This is a genomic window from Pseudomonas sp. MPB03 (assembly GCF_046605385.1).
Classification (GTDB): Bacteria; Pseudomonadota; Gammaproteobacteria; order Pseudomonadales; family Pseudomonadaceae; genus Aquipseudomonas; species Aquipseudomonas zanjanensis.
Genome location: NZ_CP176770.1, coordinates 435,730 through 454,639, shown reverse-complemented (window position 1 = coordinate 454,639; position 18,910 = coordinate 435,730). Strand labels below are relative to the sequence as shown.

General features: G+C 61.7%; 13 protein-coding genes. 9 read left to right on the top strand and 4 right to left on the bottom strand.

What is annotated here, in order from left to right; all coding sequences use genetic code 11:
• The first annotated feature begins 148 nt into the window (after positions 1-148).
• Positions 149-487, top strand: a complete 339-nt coding sequence (locus ACLH0I_RS01960) for a hypothetical protein (protein WP_014335964.1) — start codon at positions 149-151, stop codon at positions 485-487.
• A gap of 308 nt (positions 488-795) precedes the next feature.
• On the opposite strand, the gene ACLH0I_RS01955 is transcribed toward ACLH0I_RS01960, so the two are convergent.
• From ACLH0I_RS01955 to lapG, 3 genes are all read right to left on the bottom strand, one after another.
• Positions 796-1,167: a DUF6124 family protein gene (locus ACLH0I_RS01955; RefSeq protein WP_411386148.1), complete on the bottom strand. Its 372-nt coding sequence runs from the start codon at positions 1,165-1,167 to the stop codon at positions 796-798.
• Between the two features lie 1,161 nt (positions 1,168-2,328).
• On the bottom strand, positions 2,329-4,275 hold the full coding sequence (lapD, locus tag ACLH0I_RS01950) for a cyclic di-GMP receptor LapD (protein ID WP_411386147.1): 1,947 nt from the start codon (positions 4,273-4,275) through the stop codon (positions 2,329-2,331).
• Between the two features lie 14 nt (positions 4,276-4,289).
• Positions 4,290-4,982 (bottom strand): cysteine protease LapG, encoded by a 693-nt coding sequence (gene lapG, locus ACLH0I_RS01945; protein WP_250965378.1) that lies wholly within the window; start codon positions 4,980-4,982, stop codon positions 4,290-4,292.
• 202 nt (positions 4,983-5,184) lie between these two features.
• Between lapG and ACLH0I_RS01940 the strand changes: the two genes are divergently transcribed.
• The 5 genes from ACLH0I_RS01940 to ACLH0I_RS01920 all read left to right on the top strand — a co-directional run bounded on the left by ACLH0I_RS01940 (position 5,185) and on the right by ACLH0I_RS01920 (position 12,310).
• Positions 5,185-5,877 (top strand): GntR family transcriptional regulator, encoded by a 693-nt coding sequence (locus tag ACLH0I_RS01940; RefSeq protein ID WP_411386146.1) that lies wholly within the window; start codon positions 5,185-5,187, stop codon positions 5,875-5,877.
• A 677-nt stretch (positions 5,878-6,554) separates the two neighbouring features.
• Positions 6,555-7,331, top strand: a complete 777-nt coding sequence (locus ACLH0I_RS01935; RefSeq protein WP_158457536.1) for a DUF3050 domain-containing protein — start codon at positions 6,555-6,557, stop codon at positions 7,329-7,331.
• Positions 7,328-8,260: a diiron oxygenase gene (locus tag ACLH0I_RS01930; protein ID WP_411386145.1), complete on the top strand. Its 933-nt coding sequence runs from the start codon at positions 7,328-7,330 to the stop codon at positions 8,258-8,260. Before ACLH0I_RS01935 ends, ACLH0I_RS01930 begins: the two co-directional genes overlap by 4 nt.
• 10 nt (positions 8,261-8,270) lie before the next feature.
• Entirely contained in the window at positions 8,271-11,813 is a 3,543-nt protein-coding gene (locus tag ACLH0I_RS01925) for an amino acid adenylation domain-containing protein (protein WP_411386144.1), read from the top strand.
• Between the two features lie 32 nt (positions 11,814-11,845).
• Positions 11,846-12,310, top strand: coding sequence for an SRPBCC family protein (locus ACLH0I_RS01920; RefSeq protein WP_250965373.1), 465 nt, complete (start codon positions 11,846-11,848; stop codon positions 12,308-12,310).
• 345 nt (positions 12,311-12,655) lie between these two features.
• Here ACLH0I_RS01920 and ACLH0I_RS01915 read toward each other — a convergent pair whose 3' ends face one another.
• On the bottom strand, positions 12,656-14,536 hold the full coding sequence (locus tag ACLH0I_RS01915) for a methyl-accepting chemotaxis protein (protein WP_186709998.1): 1,881 nt from the start codon (positions 14,534-14,536) through the stop codon (positions 12,656-12,658).
• 254 nt (positions 14,537-14,790) lie between these two features.
• Here ACLH0I_RS01915 and ACLH0I_RS01910 point away from each other — a divergent pair, with 254 nt between their 5' ends.
• From ACLH0I_RS01910 to ACLH0I_RS01900, 3 genes are all read left to right on the top strand, one after another.
• Positions 14,791-15,291 carry a sigma-70 family RNA polymerase sigma factor gene (locus tag ACLH0I_RS01910; protein WP_411387447.1) on the top strand — a complete coding sequence of 167 codons (501 nt, stop codon included), beginning with the start codon at positions 14,791-14,793 and terminating at the stop codon, positions 15,289-15,291.
• Positions 15,281-16,282, top strand: a complete 1,002-nt coding sequence (locus ACLH0I_RS01905; RefSeq protein ID WP_411386143.1) for a FecR domain-containing protein — start codon at positions 15,281-15,283, stop codon at positions 16,280-16,282. Before ACLH0I_RS01910 ends, ACLH0I_RS01905 begins: the two co-directional genes overlap by 11 nt.
• A gap of 85 nt (positions 16,283-16,367) precedes the next feature.
• Positions 16,368-18,872, top strand: a complete 2,505-nt coding sequence (locus ACLH0I_RS01900; protein WP_411386142.1) for a TonB-dependent siderophore receptor — start codon at positions 16,368-16,370, stop codon at positions 18,870-18,872.
• Positions 18,873-18,910: the final 38 nt, after the last annotated feature.

Genomic DNA, 18,910 nt, shown 5'->3' with positions numbered 1-18,910 from the left:
CGCTGGGGCGCGAAGCGGCCCTATTTTTTAGGGCTGCTGCGCACTCAAGCGGGAGCAAGCTCCCTCGCCACGGGATAAGTGTTCATACTCCCCCACAGTTGGCCTATGCTGCCCAGCATGACGCTGCTTCATACATGAGGGATGCCCGATGTTTTATGTGCAACGCGATGCACAAGGCCTGCTGGTGCGCGTAGAAGCCACCGCCTACGCCGAGGCCACCGAGACCTTGCCGGCCGACAACCACGAGATCCAGGACTGGTTCGCCAACCAGGCGGTGGAAAACAGCCTCAAGCAACTCAAGCAGAGCGACCTGGAGATGATCCGGGTACTCGATGACTTGATCCAGGTGCTGACCAGCAAAGGCGTCATCCGCGTCACCGACCTGCCACCGGCGGCCCAGGCCAAGCTGATGGACCGCAACCAGGCCCGTGAAGCCTTGGGTGGGTTGAGTCGGTTGATCGATGATGATGAGAAAGGGTTGATCTAGGCTGCCACCTCGAGCAGCACACAAAACCCTGTGGCGAGGGAATTTATCCCCGCTGGGCTGCGCAGCAGCCCCAGATGCTTAAAGGTGAATTGCCTGACACACCGAGGCCGCTGGTGTTTAGGGCTGCTGCGCAGCCCAGCGGGGATAAATCCCCTCGCCACAGGTTCTGGGTTGTCTGGGCGGACGCCATCGCGAGCAAGCTCGCTCCCACAGTTGATCGGTGTTGATTTCGATATTTCGGTTCGACACAGATCCAGTGTGGGAGCGAGCTTGCTCGCGATGACAATCGTCAATTCACCGCAGGCCTGTCAGCCTGACGCTTGAACCTCCAGCCGATCCATCGCCCTCTCCACCAACAAATGCACCCCATCGGCCATTCGGCTGATCGCCAGGATCACACTGCGGCGTGAGCCGTCGACGTCGTCAGCCAGGTCGGCGGCGATGGCGCTGATGGACAGCAGGTCTTCGGAGGCATTGGCCAGGAGGGTTTCGGTGTCGATGTCCGGGGAGACCATGAAGAGCTGGGCAGTTTGGTTTTTTCCCGAGGCTTCATCGGTGGGTTTGGGGTTGAGGTAGTAGTCGAGGGCGCGTTCGGCGGCTTCGTCGAGTTTTTTGGATTTCGAGGATTTGTCGGAGTTGTTGCCAGGGTTTTCTGGCGGATTCGGAGTTACTTTGAACATGTCGTGAAGCTCCATCTGTAGAAGTGGAACCGACACCCTTCGCTTGCACGCAAATGAGGTGGCAGTTGTACGCAGGTGTGCAAGACCGGGCAGACGGAACCCCGGCAGAATCCTTCTCACGAAGAAATCTCCCACGCACAACCGCCATAAAGCGCTTGCGCGTCGTCTTTTAACCGGCTTGCACGCCAGTGTCACCGTTTTTTTCAGTGACAACCCCAGACTAGCCACGAGGCAGACGCCGGACAAGTTCACCAAGTTCGCCACAACTCGAAGGAAATCTCCTAGGACGTTACTTTTAGAGGGGGGTGTATATCCGTTTCTGCGGTAACGGCCACTTAGGGTTTCGCCCTGACGGCGGGTCACTTTTGAAAAGCGCAAAAGTAACCAAAACGCTTCTGCCCCACCACTTGGCACCTCGCTTAGGCTCGGTGTGCCCGAGATCAACGTCCACCACGAGGCGGCCTTATAGCCGACCTGGTTCTTGGTCGGACCGCGTTTCTCCTGTGGGAGCGAGCCTGCTCGCGATGAGGCCGGCAAGCCCGACATCCATATGACTGAACCACCACCACCGCCATCGCGAGCAAGCTCGCTCCCACACAGGTTTTTGGTCGTTTATAAGATCAGTGTCCACCGCCGGTCCCTGTGGGAGCCGAGCTTGCTCGCGATGGCGGTGGGTCTGCTTGCACTAATGCTGAATGTGCCGCCGCCTTCGCGAGCAGGCTCGCTCCCACAATAGGATCGAAGTACGGCCGAAAGAGCCAGGTCGGCTATCAGGCCGCCTCGCGAGCAAGCTTTGCTCCCACAGGTCCTGCTCAAACAGATCTGACGGGTGTACGACCGGGAGAGCCAGGTCGGCTACTAGGCCGCCTCGCGGTGGACGTTGATCTCGGCGCCCCGTTAACCACGCTGGCCGAACGCAGGCATTGTGGAGTGGGCATCCCGGCATGGATGCCGGGATAGCCGCGCTGGGCCATGGATGGCCCTTCGCGGCGGGCCCACGGAGCAATGCCGGAGTGAGGGCATGCCGAGCCTAGGCGAGGCACCGAGTGGTGGGGCAGAAGCGCTTTGGTTACTTTCGCGCTTTTCGAAAGTGACCCGCTGTAAGAGCGGAACCATAAGCAGCCGTTACCGCAGAAACGGATATGTACTCACTCAGAAGTCTCAATCCCAACGCTTAGGCTCACCCACCAGTTGCCCCTGCACCCCAAACAACCCCATCTCGCGAATCACCGCCAGCTCCCCCTCCGTCTCAACCCGCTCGGCAATCAACGGCAGATCAATACTGTGAGCAGCCCGCTGAATAGCCTCGATGAACAGCCGCTTGTCGCTCTCCTGATCAATCGCGCGAATGTAGCTGCCATCAATCTTCAGGTAAGCCAACCCCAACCGCGACAAGTTGCCAATCATGCTGAACCGCCCACCAAAACGCTGCAGGCTCAAGGAGAAACCAAGCTCGCGCAACTGCCGGGTCAACTGCTCCAGCACCGCTTGCTCCGGCAGTTGCTCTTCACCAATCTCCAGGGTCAGGCGCGACCCGAGGTTGGAATGCGCCCGCAGGATTTCAAAGACCTTGTTCAACGCCTGCGGATCGGCAAGCGTGGCGGAGGACAGGTTCAACGCCAAGGACTGCTCATGTCCTGCCATCTGCTTGAGCACCTGTTCAAGCATCAAGCGGTCCAGGCGCGCAGTCCAGCCGAAGCGCTCCAACCACGGCAGGAAACGCCCGGCGGGGATCGTCTGGCCCTGCTCGTCCAACAGCCGCGACAACACCTTGTAATGCAGCACCACCTGAGTGTCCTGGGCCGCCACTACCGGCTGGAAGTACAGCTCGAAGCGCTGATGACTCAAGGCCTGGTCGAGCAGCGTGTGCCAGGCATGGTGATCATCACCGACACTGGCCGAGGCACTGTGGTCCAGGCAGGCCCAGCCCGGTTCTCCCTGGCTTTCGGCCTGGGCCAGGGCCTGGTCGCCGAGCTGGAGCACCGCTTGCGGCGAGTCGCCATGGACGAACGGCGCCAGCCCGATGGAGGCCACCGAGGCCACGTCAGTCGCGCCGGTGGCATGCAGGCTCGCCAACGCGGCTTCGAGGTTCTGCGCCAATTGCAGCGCTTCCTCACGCACCAGCCCCGGGGCCAGCACCGCGAACTCGCCGCCGCGAATACGCGTGACCAGGTTGTGGGTTTCCGGGTAGCGGGCGCACTCACGCTGCAATTGCTCGCCCACGGCCTTGAGCAACTGATCGGTGCGCTGGCCGCCCAGCCGCTGGTTCAAACCGGCCAAATCCTTGACCCGCAACAGCAGCAGGTAACCGGAACTGGCCTGCTCCGGGTTGCTCACCCGGGCATTGAGCTGCATTTCGAAATAACGCCGGTTGGCCAGGCCCGTGAGGTTGTCCTGGTAGGACTCGACCCGCAGTTTCTCGCTGCGCTCGGCCTGTTCCTGGAACAGCGCCTTGAGCTTCTCGACCATCTGGTTCATCGCCTGCACTACCCGACGCAGTTCAGGCGTGCGCGGCAGCTCCGGCAGGCTCAGGAATTCACGGCGGGCAATGGCGTGGGACTGATGCACCATGTAGTCCAGTGGCTTGAGCTGGCGACGCAGCAGCAAGGCCCCCAGCACCGCGCTCACGGCGCCGCACAGCAGCAGCCAGCCCAGGCTGCCCAACGCGCTCTGCCACAGCTTGGCGAGGGCGAACATCGGGTGGCTGACCACTTCGACCCGCGCCGCCTGCTCCCAGCCGCGGCTGACGATGGCATCGCCACCGGCCGGTTCCAGGCCGATCAGCTTGACGAACCATTGCGGCACACTGCCGGCGTCCGGTGTACCGGTGCGCTCGACCAGGGTCTTGTCGGTGGCCACGTCGACCACGCGAATGCTGGCGTAGTAGCCGCTGTCGAAGATCGAGCTGACCATCAATTCCACCATCGCCGGGTCGTCGATGTTCGGCGTCAACGACAGCGCCAGCGCCGTGGCCGCGTCCTGGGCGTGGGAGCGCAACTGGTTGACGTATTGGGCCCGCGAGCTTTCCAGGCTGACCATGAAGCTGCCGCTGAAGGCAACCACCAGGAACAGACAGATAGCGATCAACAGCTGTTTGAACAAGGACATCTGAGCGCGCGCTCCTAGTTAGTCGTCTCGACCGGAAAACCTTCGGCCTGCATTTTTTTCAACACGTCCTGCCACCGGGACAGGCGCTTGGTGTCACCCACTTTCTTGTTGCCCTTGGCGCCCGGCAGCCACAGCCCTTCGGCATTGAAAGAGTAGACCGGGAGCAAGTCGGTTCGCTGGCTGGCCGGCTGGATACCGTCGATCAGGCTGTCGAGGACCAACGGCATCGCCTCGGGCGTGGCGTAATAGGTGAGCACCATGTGCGCACGGTTCTGCCGCAACGCCTTGACGTAGGTGATGCGCAGCTTGTCACTGGACACCCCGAGACGACGCAGGCTGAAATACTTGGCGATGGCGTAGTCTTCACAGTCGCCGGCGCCCTTCCACAAGGCCTGGATCGGCGTCTCCCAATAGTCGACTTCACGCCACAGGTCGATGTCTTCCACGTAGCGCACCTGTTTGTTGAAAAACAGGTTCACCACTTTGAGCTGTTCCAATTCGGGGATCTGCTTCTGAGTCGCCAGCAGTTGCTGCCACGCGTCGATCCGCTGCTGCCCTTCGCCCAGTGGCCCATATAACGCTTGCGCCCGCCGGCTGATCTGCGCAAAGTCCCAGTCGGCTTGCAGGCCGCCCAGCATCACGCCGGCCAGCAATAGTGCCGAACACAGCCAACGCAAGGACCTGAGGACTGGGAAAGGTGCAGCCAAGGGAAATACGTCCGAAAAGGGCCGTTGGAAATTCGTTGGATGGTGAAGCCTGGCCGGGCAAAAAACAATGGCAGGTTGCAATCACCGCAAGCAGACTAAACTTTAGTTCAGGAACCGGGGCCGCGAGATTTTGACGGCTTGGCAATCTGTAACTAACGTTGGCATGGATCCAATTTTCGTTACTACCCGTTCAGGTGTTGTCGTGACAAAGAAGCCCAAACCGCTCAGCACTATCCAGGTCAACGGTCCCGTCCCTGCCGATCAGGCGCGGTCGATCATCGAAAGCTCCGTGCGCGAGGCCATCCTCGACGGGCGCCTGCCCAGCGGCACCGCCCTGCGCCAGCAAGAGCTGGCCGACCTGTTCGGCGTGAGCCGCATGCCGGTACGTGAGGCGTTGCGTCAGCTCGAAGCACAGTCGTTGCTCAATGTCGTCCAGCACAAAGGCGCCGTGGTGGCCCCGCTGATTACCAACAATGCGGTCGAGACCTACGCCTTGCGTGCGGTCCTGGAAGCTTTCGCCTTGCGCTTGTCCATCCCCCTGCTCGATGACGGTGACCTGGCGCTGGCAGCCCAGTACATCGAACAGTTGGAGGCACAAACCGAATACGCTGAAATCGCCAAGCTCAACCGGCTGTTCCATATGTCGCTTTACCACAAGGCACCCAACAGCAAACTGCTGGACCTGATCGAACACGAGCTCAATGAAGAAGAGCGCTTTTTGCGTTTTCATCTTTCGTCCATGGGGTTGGGCGAGCTGACCCAGGAGGACCATCGCGACATCCTCGCTGCCGCGGCGGCCAGAGATATCGAGAAAGCGGTCGCCTTGGTGGAGCAGCATCTGGAAAAAGCCTCCATCACCATGCGTCGGTACCTGGAACAGCCGTCGAAGCCTTGATCCCACGCCGGCGCTTCGTCCGGCGTAAAAATTTCTTACATATCCTTCCAACTCACTTGTCGCCAGCGCGGCGCGGCCTGACCGTGGCCGCGATTCGTCGCCCCATCAGTCCAATGGCACTGCCATCGATTTGGGCTCACTCTTGCGCTTGTCGATTCAGACCTGAAGAAGTCAACGCCTGGCCAAGGCCAGACGAATCGAAGCCAATACGCAAGGAGCGTCGTCCAACCGGCGGGATGATCGGAAGTCCGACCGATGTCCTGCCCCTAATAAAAAACTTCTTACTCCCCGATTCCTGAAGTGCTCCGAGTGAGGCATTCACTCGAACTATTCGATTCTGATCTCGCTAAATCGGAAGGAGCTTCTTCGCCCCAATAAAACTTACATAAAAAGTTTTAAAAGCCCTCTTCGCGCTCAATAAAACTACAACTTCAAATAATTAAAAAAACACTTGCCGCTTACTTGTTACATGTATTAATTTTTTATTCGCCGCGTTACCAGCGGCCCTTTCTAGGCACTAATACCCCAGCAAACACAGGCATCAAAAGCTGGAGCAACAATAAAAGAGAATACTTAACCCCCTTGGGTAATTCATGGATTCCGGTTCAGGCACCCGCTCGCCTTCACTAACTAACGAGCCGCCTTCCGGACATAACATCATTGATGAGGACGTTCCAATGCAGCCATCCAAAGAACAACTATCCCTGAAAAAGCATGAACTTGGACAACACCCGGTTTTTTCCGAGATTACATCAATCGATCTGTTACGCCGTTTCATGGAAAGCCATGTCTTTGCCGTCTGGGACTTCATGTCGCTGACCAAGCGGCTGCAACGCGAGCTCACCTGTGTCCACCTGCCTTGGCTGCCGCCAGCCGACCCTCACGCGGCACGCTTGATCAATGAAATCGTGCTGGGGGAAGAGTCGGATGACCGCCCCGGCGCAGGCTACTGCAGCCATTTCGAACTGTACCTGGACGCCATGCGGGAAATCGGCGCCGATACCCGTGCAATCGAGCAGTTCATTACCCTGCAGCAGGAAGGCGTCAGCCCCGAAACCGCGCTGGACAGCGTCGAGGTCGAACCGGCGGCGGCGCGGTTCGTCCGCCAGACCTTGCACACCGCCCTGCACGCCCCGGCCCACAGCGTGGCCGCCGCGTTCGTGCATGGCCGCGAGAGCGTCATCCCACAGATGTTCCAACGCATGTTGGACGCCTGGGGCATTGGCCTGGATCAGGCTCCGACCTTTCGCTACTACCTGCAACGGCACATCGAGGTCGATTCCGAAGACCACGGTCCGGCGGCAGAGAAACTCTTGGCGCGGCTGATCGATGGCGACCCGCAGCGCGAAACCGAGGTGCTGGCCGCCGCGCTCGCCGCCGTTCACAGTCGCGCGGCCTTGTGGGACGGCCTGCGCCAGAGCATGGCCCAGCCGGTTGCACAGGTGATGCCATGAACGCCGTCGAATACCAATCCTTCGCCGACGCCTGGGAAAGCCGCGCCACGATCCGTACCCGGCCACGGCGCCGGGTCGAAGACGACGACAAGCTGATCTTCCCCATGAGCCGCCAGCCGCTGGTGCACAGCCAGACCTTCCTCAGCCACTGTGCGCAACTACGCGACTTCGTGCTGGTGCAGAGCCTCTACAAATTCATCAATGACGTGGTGATTTTCGAGACCGAACTGGTGGACCACACCGCCCGGCGAATCGCCAAGAACCGCTTCGGCATCGAGTTCCCGTTCGCCTGCCGCTACGACGCGATGACCGTGGTGGTGGACGAGGATTACCACGCTTTGGTGGCGATGGACTTCATGCAGCAGACCATCGACATGACCGGCATCGAACCGATCCCGTTGCCTGGGCAGATCGAACTCAGCCGCGCCATACCGGCGACCCTGGCCGAGGCGCCAGAGCATCTGCTCAGTGCCGTGGAGCTGATCTGCATCGCCATTGCCGAGAACACCGTGACCAACGAAGTGGCCGCCTTCGCCCGGGACGACTCGGTCAAGGCCTCGATCAAGGGGCTGATGGCCGATCACTTGCTCGACGAGGGCCGGCACTCCGGTTTCTGGACGCGACTGGTGCAGATCTACTGGCGCACCGCCTCCGAAGAGGACCGCGCGCAAATTGCCCGCCTGATGCCCGGTTTCATCGCCCAGTACCTGGCGAGCGACCTGCAGCAAGCATTCGACTTCGAGCTGATCGCGCACCTGCCCGTCGACGAATCGGTGCGCCAGTCGCTGCGGGAAGACGCCAGTGCGCTGGCGTATCCCATCAATCGTTTTCACCCCTTGGTGGGCAACATCACGCGTTTTTTCCGCGGCAGCTCGATGCTCGCGTCCCCCTGCGTACGCGATGCCCTCGCTGATTATCTGACCCCATGAGGACCTTTTTATGAGACGCCTCGACATTGCAGTGCCTGGCACCAGCCAGGCCATGGCCGAACTGGCCCGGGAATTGGAGCAGCACGGTCACGCGGTGGTGGACCTGCAATCGCCGGTCGACCTGTTGATCGACGACGGTACGACACCGCGCGTCATTGAAGCCCGCTCATGCCTTCAGGTCCGCGTGGCGCTGCGCACGCTGCCCGGCGAGGCATTGCCGCAACCGGTGCTGTTCTTTCGCGACGGTGCGCAGCGGCTGTTGTGCCGGGAAGCGATCGCACCGCAACGCGATGGCAACGGTCAATCCTTGCGCCTGCGTACGCTGGCGACGCTGGTCGAAACCGGCGCACGACTGGTCAGCCAGTTGTCCCGGGATGAGACCTGCTTCGATCACTGGCCGACGGTACACGCTGACGCCGTTGACCAACCCCTGCTCGGGCTCGATGCGCTGGAGCCGCTGGCCTTCGAGCACAGTCTCAATCGACCGCCGGTGCCCTGGCTGCTGGCCGCCGCCGACGTGCCGGTGATGCACAGCATCGAACAGCGCTTGCTCGATGACGCGACGCAACCGGCCCTGTGGGTCGATGGGCAATTGATCGACTACAAATCCTTGCGCCGTCTGGCGCTGAGGTTGCAGCAGCCGATGTTGGAAATACTGCACCGAGCAGAACATGAGAAAGGAGCTGTTGGAGCAAGAAAAGCAGAACCTGTGGGAGCAAGGCTTGCCCGCGATGAAGACACCGATGCTCTCAAGCAAACCGCGTCATCGTTCATCGGGGGCAAGTCTTCCTCCCACGGGCCGTGTTCCCACAAAGTAATCGGCGTATGCCTGCCCAAATCCGCGCACCTGTACGCGGCGATCCTGGCGGTGCTCGGCTGTGGGGCGGTGTACCTGCCGCTGGACCCGCAGCATCCGGCGCAACGTCGGCGCTTTATCCTGGAAAATGCCCAGGCGGACCTGCTGCTGCACGACGGCGACAGCGACTTGGGCGACCTGATGCTGCCAACGCTGAACATCCATCAGCTGCCAGCGCCCAAGCCAGGCATTCCGGCCTCGTTGATCCGCCGCACCGTGGACGGCGACGAACCGGCCGTGGCGATCTACACCTCCGGCACCACTGGCCAGCCCAAAGGCGTGTTGCTCAGCCACCGCAACCTCAGCCATTTCTGTGCCTGGTACGGCGACCACGTCGGGTTGCAGCGCGACAGTCGGGCGTTGCAGTTTTCCACCATCAACTTTGACGCGTCGCTGCTGGATATCCTGCCGACCTTCATCCACGGCGCCCTGCTGGTGGTGCCCAGCGAAGACCAGCGCCGCGATCCGCAACAATTGGTCGCGTTGATACAGCAACAGCGGGTCAGCCACGCCTTCCTGCCGCCTGCGCTGCTGAGCGTCATGCCCCTGGAGGCGCCGTTGGGCCTGGCGCATCTGATCACCGGTGGCGATGTCTGCGAGCCGTTCGTGATCGAACAGCTCGCGCCACAATGCCGGTTCCACAACATCTACGGCCCGACCGAAACCACAGTGCTGGCGACCACCCGGCGCTTCGGCGTCGGCGACAACAACCGCAACCTCGGCGTGCCCATCGCCAACGGTCGGGTGCTGATCCTGGACGAGCAACTGCAACCGGTTCCCCAGGGTGTTACGGGCGAGCTGTACATCGCCGGCCCGGGCGTCGGCCTCGGCTATCTGAATGATCCGACGCTGACCGCGGCGCGTTACCTCAACCTGACGCTGCCCACCGGGCAAACGCTGCGGGTCTATCGCACCGGCGACATCGGCCAATGGACCGACAACGGCATCGAACTGTGTGGCCGTCGCGATAACCAAGTGAAGATCCGTGGCTTTCGAGTCGAACCCGAGGAAATCGAACACTGCCTGCGGGAAAGCCAGTTGTTTCGCCAGGTGGCGGTGGGGGTCGATGAACGGCGGCGGATCCTGGCGTTCCTGGTTCATCCCGAACAAGAGCGCCCCGGCGCCGCTCTTCAGGCCTTGCGTGAGCATGTACAGAACAGCTTGCCCAGCTACATGCACCCGGCCGCCTATGTCGAATTGCCCAGCCTGCCCTACACCAGTAACGGCAAGGTCGATCGCCGGGCGTTGCTCGCCATGGCGGTGCAGGTGCACGTCGACGGCCAGCGGCGCCAGCCGCAGAACGCCTTGGAGACACAACTGCAGCAACTGTGGGCCGAGCTGCTGGAGCTGCCGATCGACGACATCGCCACCGATGAAAGCTTCTTCAACCTCGGCGGGCATTCGATCCTGCTGTCACGATTGCTGCTGAGCATTCGCCAGGCGTTCGGCCGTAGCCTGTCGATCAACCGCTTCATCGAAGCGCCGACGCTGATGACCTTGGCGAAGTTGCTGGACGACCCCGAGCAAAACAGTGCGTCGAGCCTCAGCCCCCAGGCCTTCATCGATGCCGAAGCCGAGCTCAACCTCGATCCACTGCCCATCAGCCAATGCGGCGATGTGCACAAAGTGGTAGTGACTGGCGCCAACAGTTTCCTCGGCGTACACATCGTCGAAGCGCTGCTGGCCTGGGGTGCCACCGAAGTCGCCTGCCTGGTGCGCGCCAGTGCTGAACAGAGCGCGGCCGAGCGTTTCTCCCAGGCCCTGCGGGACAATCACCTGACCCATCTGGACCTGGACCGCGTCAGCGTCTACGCCGCCGACATCACGCAACCGCAATTGGGTTTGCCGGACGACGTCTATGCCCGCATCGACGCCACCTTCGGCGCGCTGGTGCACAACGCGGCCCACGTCAACCATGTACTCGACTACGAGTCGTTGGCACGGGACAACGTGGAACCGATTTTCGAGTGCCTGCGCCTGTGCGAAGGGCGCAGCAAGAAAATCTTCAATTTCGTCTCCACGCTGTCCGCCTCCAGTGCCCTGGATGCCGACGGTCAGGTGCTGGAACAGCCGGCCGCCGAGACGCCGCCGATCTACATCAAGAACGGCTACAACCTGTCCAAATGGGTTGGCGAACGGATCCTGCAACGGGCCCGGGATCGCGGTGTGTGGGTCAATCTTTTCCGCCCCGGCAACATCAGCTTCAACAGCCTGACCGGGGTCTGCCAACCCCACAAGAATCGCTTGATGCTGATGCTCAAGGGCTCGATCCAGCTCGGCCAGGTGCCGGACCTCTCGCTCAATTTCGACCTGATGCCGGTGGACTTCCTGGCCCGCTTCATCGCCTTCCACGCCAGCCGCTACCAGCCCAGCCAAGCGGTGTTCAACCTGCACAACCCGCAACCGTTGAGCTGGGACGCTTATGTGGCGTCGTTCCGTGACAGCGGCCGGGAATTTTCCCTGGTGAGCATCGCCGAGTGGCAACGGCAATTGGCTCGGGTCGATGCCGACAATGCGTTGTTTGGCGTGCTGGGTTTCTACCTCAACGGCTTCGAGGAAGACATCGGTGACATCTCACTGATCAGCCACGACAACGCCCGCGCCGGCGTGCGGCAAATGGGCGCCAGCTACCCGGAAAAATCCCCGGCCCTGCTACGCCGCGGCGCCGAGTACCTCAAGGCCATCGACTTCATCTGAAACACCCTCAACCCAAAGCAAGGAGCAAGACCATGAGTGCATTTCAACCCGACACCCTGATCAAAAACCCACAAGCCTGCCAGGTCGAAACCTCGGTGGAGGTCGCGGCCGATGCGGCGCGGGTCTGGGACGTGGTGGGTGATTTTGGCGGCTTCAACCGTTTCATCCCGGCCCTGGAGCGCATCGAAATGACCGGCGAAGGCGTGAGATCCCTGCGCAAGAAGTTCTTCGTCGATGGGCAGAACCTGGTGGTGGAACAGCTCAACAGCCGTGACGACCAGGCCATGCACATGACCTGGACGCTGATCTACAACACCCTGGGCATCGACAACCTGTGGGCGGCCATGCACGTCGAACCCTTGGCGGATAACCGCTGCCGCGCCACCTGGACCATCATCGCCGACCACACCGACGCCCATACACCGTCAGGCTTCCGGGATTTCCTCCAGGGCTTCGCCGATGAGGCGATGGGGAATGTGCAGGGGATGTTCAAGTAGCGCCCATCCCTTGTGAGAGCGGGCTTGCTCGCGAAAGCGGTGGGTCTGTGCCGATGATGTCGACTGGATGGCCGCCATCGCGAGCAAGCTCGGCTCCCACAGTTTGGTTCTGGGATGGACGCAAGATCCAGGCTCACCGCAAATCCCCTGTGGGAGCGAGCTTGCTCGCGATGGCGTCAGCCCAGGCAACCCGCACCCGTGGCGAGGGAGCTTGCTCCCGCTCGGCTGCGCAGCAGTCGTAAAACCGGCCAATGCGATAAGCCTGTAGACCGGCTGGGGCCTGCTGCGCAGGCCAGCGGGAGCAAGCTCCCTCGCCACAGGGGATTGGGTCGGCTTGCGACCGGGTCAGATCTTGAAGCTGTCCACCAGTTGCTTCAGGCGATTGGCCTGTTGGGACAAGGCATCGCAGTCCTTCAGGGTTTCATTGAGGTTGGCCACGCTTTGCTGGTTCAGCAGGTTGATGTGGCTGACGTCCATGTTGAGGGTTTCAACCACGGCGGTCTGCTCTTCGGTCGCGGCTGCAACCGACTGGTTCATGCCGTCGATCTCGCCGATGCGCTGCGTCACGCTGACCAGTCGCAGGCCGGCCTGGTTGGCCACTTCCACGCTTTCTTCGCTGGAGGTCTGGCTGGCGTTCATCGTGGTCACCGCTTCACGGGAACCGACCTGAAGCGAGGTGATCATCTTGTGAATTTCTTCCGCCGACTCCTGGGTGCGGTGCGCCAGGTTGCGCACTTCATCGGCCACCACCGCAAACCCGCGTCCAGCTTCACCGGCACGGGCCGCTTCGATGGCCGCGTTCAGCGCCAGCAGGTTGGTTTGCTGGGAGATGCCCTTGATCACGTCCAGGATGTGCCCGATGTTGTCGGTGCTGGCGTTCAGGGTTTCGATCTGGGTGCACGAGAGGCTGATCTTCTGCGACAGCTCGGTCATGGCCTGGATGGTTTTTTCCACCACCTGGCGACCGTCATCGGCCTGTTCGCTGGCACCGCTGGCCTGTTGCGAGGCATCGGCGGCATTGCGGGCGATTTCCTGGGTGGCGGCGCCCAACTGGTTGATGGCCGCTGCCACACTGTTGGTGCGGGCGCTCTGCTCATCCGAGCCGACGAGCGAAGCGTTGGAGGAGGTCATCACTCGCTGCGACAGGTCATGCACCTGGCGGGTGGCGGAAGACACTTCCGCGATCGACGCGTGAATCCGCTCCACGAACTGGTTGAACGAACCACCCAGCACCGCGAACTCATCCTTGCCCTGCACCACCAGGCGCCGGGTCAAGTCGCCTTCGCCCTGGGCGATGTCCTGCATGGCACGGCCCATGGTGGTCAACGGGCGCATCAGCACCTGGATCAACAGGCTCAGCAGCAAGGCAATCGCCGCCACCGCGACAAACATCGCGATCAGCGCCGACGTACGGAACTGGCTCAACGGCGCGTAGGCCTTGGCCTCATCAATCGACAGGCCGATGTACCACTCGGCGTTCGGCAGGCCGGTCACCGGGGTGAACGAAAGGATACGGTTCTGGCCGTTCAGCTCGACCTCCTGGATACCCTTGCCAATGCGCACCGGCGTACCTGGGTAGATGTCCTTGAGGTTTTTCATCACGTGGTCCTTGTCGGGGCTGACGATCACCTGACCGTCGCCACTGACCAGGAACGCATGGCCAATGCCACCGAAGTCCACGGAGTTGATGATTTTCACCAGGGTTTCCAGGCTCAGGTCGCCGCCCACCACGCCAAGCAATTCGCCGTTGTGCTTCACCGGCAGGGCCACGGTCACCACCAGGCCACCCACCGCCGCCAGGTAGGGCGGGGTCAACATGGTTTTATCGGCGCTCACTGCCTGCTTGTACCAAGGGCGCTGACGCGGGTCGTAGCCGTCAGGCATTTTGGCGTCCGGGCGTTGAGTGAAGACACCGTTGGCCTGGCCCACATAAGTGAATTGGAAGTTCGACGTCAGCGCCGGCTGATCCACCAGCCCCGGCAGATCTGCAGCAGTGCCCTGATGCGCGATGTTTTGCGCCAGGTTTTCCAATACCAGGATCCGCCCACTCATCCAGTTCTGGATGCTGCTGGCCGTCAGGTCGCCGGATTGCTCGATGGACGACTCCAGGCTGCTACCGATGGTGTTGCGCTGCAAATAATCGTTGTAGAGCGTGAACAGGGCAAAAGCCAAAACCACCACACCAGAGGCGGCAAGAAGGATTTTGTGGCTGAACTTTAGATTCATCGATGGGGCTTCTCATGCAAGGAGTGGGGGTGCATTCCAGGTTGCAACGTTCCATGTAACAGCGCGGGCAGTCTTGTCACTTGCTCCACTTTGGTGCACGCATATCCACTCTGTCGGCAAGCTTGTACAAATAATTAGGCATTTGTACAAATAGGCGACGGGAGGCTCGCCGGGTCGAACGGTGGTTGCAAATTCGCCGGCGGCTGATGACAATGCGACACGTTATCATTCGTAACATCCAGGCCGTCGCGTCCATGTCATCTCCCGAGTTTGCAGTACAGGCGCTCTACAGCCAGCATCACGGCTGGCTCAACACATGGCTGCGCACCCGCTTGGGCAATGCCGCCGATGCGGCCGACCTGGCCCAGGACACCTTCGTGCGCCTGTTGCAGCGTAGCGAACGCCCAGAGCTTCGGGCCCCACGCGCCTTTTTACGCACCATCGCCCAAGGCCTGGTGATCGACCATTGGCGGCGGGAAGAAATCGAACGCGCCTACCTTCAAACCATAGCGCACCTGCCGGAAGCCGAAACCCCCGGCGCCGAAGCCCAGGCCTTGATCCTGGAATTGCTCGAAGCCATTGCCAGGATGCTCGAAGGCCTCAAGCCGAAAGTCCGCAAGGCCTTTCTGTTGGCCCAATGCGAAGGCCTGACGTACAAGCAGATTGCCGAACAGATGGGCATTTCGTTGCGCTCGGTGGAGCGCTACGTCGCCGATGCGCTGTACCACTGCTACGTGTTGCGCTATGAAAGCTGAGCCGGCGGATCACTTGCAGAGCCGCCGCAACGGCCCGTCGCAACAGGTCGTCAGGCAGGCGATCAACTGGCTGCTGCGCCTGCGCAACCACGCCACCCACCCGACACTGCGCCAACAATGCGACACCTGGCGTGCCGCCCATCCTGAACACGAGCTGGCCTGGCAACGGGTGCAATCGCTGCACAGCGAAATAACCTCGAACCTGCGGGCGGTACCCGGTGCCCACATCGCCCTGGACACCCTGGAAAACAGTGCCCAGCGCCTCAGTCGTCGCCAGGCCCTGAAGCTGCTGTCGGGCGTCGCCCTGATGGGCGGTGCGGCGTGGCTGGGCAAGGACCTGGGCTGGCAGTCGTGGAATGCCGATTTCGCCACTGCCACCGGTGAGCGCCGAGGGTTCCAATTGCCAGATGGCACGCGGCTGGAACTCAATACCCACAGCGCCGCCGACCTGGATTTCACCGCCCAGCAGCGCCTGATCACCCTGGCCCGCGGCGAAATCATGGTCACCTGTGGCCGCGACCCCGGGCGCCCACTGCTGGTGAAAAGCCGCCATGGGCTGTTCGAAGGGCTGGAGGGGCGTTTCGTCGTGCGCCAAGACAGCGATTGCACACGCCTGAGCGTCACCAGCGGGCGGGTGGTTATCCGTTCGCACCCAAACAGCGATGGCTCGCCCATCCAGGTGGAAGCCGGGCAAAGCTACTTGATCACCGCAGCGACAGCGACCCTGGCGCCACCGCTGGACATGGACGCAGGGGCCTGGGCCGACGGGTTGATCGTCACGCGCAACATGCGCCTGGCAGATTTTCTCAACGAAGTAGGCCGCTACCGCCCAGGCTATCTGAACTGCGCAGCGTCGATTGCCGACCTGCGGTTGTCGGGGGTTTTCCGCTTGGAGGACACCGACAAGTTGCTCGCCGTCCTGCCACGCACGCTCCCGGTGCAGATCCGCTATCGAACCCGTTGGTGGACCACGGTGGAACGCCTGGCCTGATTTTTTTTGGCGGGTTTCAGGCCGGCGTCCGGCTAGGACAGTAAGCAACCCTTATCGGCCTTCAGCGACTCCAACGGAACCTACAATGACTGAGCGCGTACTTCTCAAGAACCCCTTCGGCTTCTCTTCGCAACCGGGCCTGTTGCGCCAGGCCATTCATGCCGCGCTGTTCTCCACGGCGCTGGGGGTCAGCGTGGTGCCGATGCTCGCGGTGGCCGCACAAGACGGCGTGACCGCCAGCCGCCAGAGCTACAACATTGCCCCCGGCCCGCTGAGCGATGTACTGAACCAGTTCGCCCGCCAAGCCGGGATCACCCTGGCCAGCACCCCGGCGCAAACCGGCGGCGTCCAGTCACCGGGGCTCAAGGGCGAATACTCGCCCGACCAGGCCCTGAACCAGTTGCTCAGTGGCTCGGGACTGGTTGCCGTCAGCCAGGATGGCAGCAGCTACGTGCTGCAAACCGAGACCGCTGGCAGCACCCTGGAACTGCCGAGCACCGACATCAAGGGCTTCGCCCTGGGTAACGCGCTGGGCAGCATGGAAGGCTACAACGCCACCCACAGCCAGGTCGCCACCAAGACCAGTACCGCCCTGCGGGAAACCTCCCAGAGCGTCTCCGTGGTGACCCGCGAGCAAATGGACGACCAGGGCGCGCAAACCGTGTCCCAGGCCATGCGCTACACCCCCGGCGTGCTGACCAACCCCTACGGCGCCACCCATCGCTACGACTACGTGGCGATGCGCGGCTTCAACGACGGCTCGGTGGATAACATCTACCTCGACGGCCTCAAGTCCATGGGCGACAGCGGCACCTACAGCTCCATCCAGGTCGATCCGTATTTCCTCGAGCGAGTCGATATCCTCAAGGGGCCGTCGTCGGTGCTCTATGGCCGCAGTTCGCCCGGCGGCCTGGTGGCGCTGACCAGCAAAAAGCCCCTGTACGAGGCCTATCACCAGATCCAGGCCACGGTCGGCACCCAGGGCCAACGGGGCATGGGCTTTGATTTCAGCGGCCCGGTGGATGACGACAAACGCATCACCTATCGCCTGGTCGGCCTGGCGGACACGTCCGATACCCAGTTCGACCACAACAAGGAAAAGCGCTTCGCCCTCGCGCCCACGGTGAACATCGACTTCAGCGAAGACACCTCGCTGACGCTCCAGGCCTACCTGCAGCATGACCCCGACGGCGGCTACCACGGCGGCATGCCGGCCGACGGCACCTTGCATCAGCGCAACGGCCGGCGAATCTCCGAAAACTTCTTCGAAGGCGAGCCGGGCGTCGACGGTTACGAACGCGACCAGCAGTCGTTCGGCTACCAGTTCGAGCACCGTTTCAACGACGTCTTCACCGCCCGGCAGAACTTCCGTTACCTGGACTCCGACGTCACCAACGATCAGGTCTATGCCTACGACTGGACCACCCCCACCAGCAACGAGCTGAACCGCTATTACACGGGCGCCGAAGAAAAACTCCACGCCTTCATCGTCGACAACATGCTGCAGGCCGAATTCTTTACCGGCGCGACCAAGCACACCGTGCTGATGGGCGCCGACTACCAGCGGCGCAAAACCGTGGTCGACTGGACCAGCGGCAGCCTCGCGCCGATCAATGCCTTCGACCCGGTCTACGGTAACTCGGCCATCACCTACTACAGCCCCACCAGCTACCTGCGGCGCCTGGAGCAGACCGGCGTGTACCTGCAAGACCTGATCGAAATGGACAAATGGCGCTTCTCCCTGGGCCTGCGCCAGGACTGGGTCCAAACCTCGGATGAGAACCGCATCGCCGAGTTCGGTCGCCCGGCAGGCACCGAGATCAACGACAAACGCACCAAGCTCACTGGCCGGGTCGGTGCGCTGTACCTGTTCGACAACGGCCTGGCGCCGTACATCAGTTATTCCGAGTCGTTCAACCCGAACTCCTATGCCGACAGCGCCGGCAATCCACTGGCGCCCACCGATGGCAAGCAATGGGAACTGGGCCTGAAGTACCAACCACCCGGCACCGATGATCTCTACACCGCTTCGCTGTTCCGCATCGACCAGGAAAACCTCGCGACCAAACTGCCCCAGGAAAACTTCTACCGCGCCGTCGGTGCCGTACGCTCCCAAGGCCTGGAACTGGAAGCGCACCTGCAGTTGACCGAACAATTCAAGGTGCTGGGCAGCTACACCTTCACCGACATCGAATACTCGAAATCGATGGTCAGTACCCTCAGCACGCCCACCAACATCATCGAAAACAAAGGCAACTCACCGACCCAGGCTCCGCGCCACATGGCCTCGCTCTGGGCTGACTACAAGTTCGACAGCGGCGCTCTCGATGGCCTGCGCCTGGGCGGCGGCGTGCGCTATGTCGGCTACAGCTGGGCCGATGCGGAGAACACCATGAAGGTGCCGTCCTACACACTGTTCGATGCCTCGGTGGGGTATGACCTGGGCAAGGTCGGCTTGAAAGGCGTGGATATGCGCCTGAACGCGAACAACCTGACCAACGAAACCTACGTCGCTTCGTGCGCCAGCCTGAGTTATTGCTATATGGGCGAAGAGCGCAATGTGGCGGCGACGGTGAGTTACCAGTTCTGACCTGCTTTCAAACTTGATTCATTCCCCGTGGCGAGGGA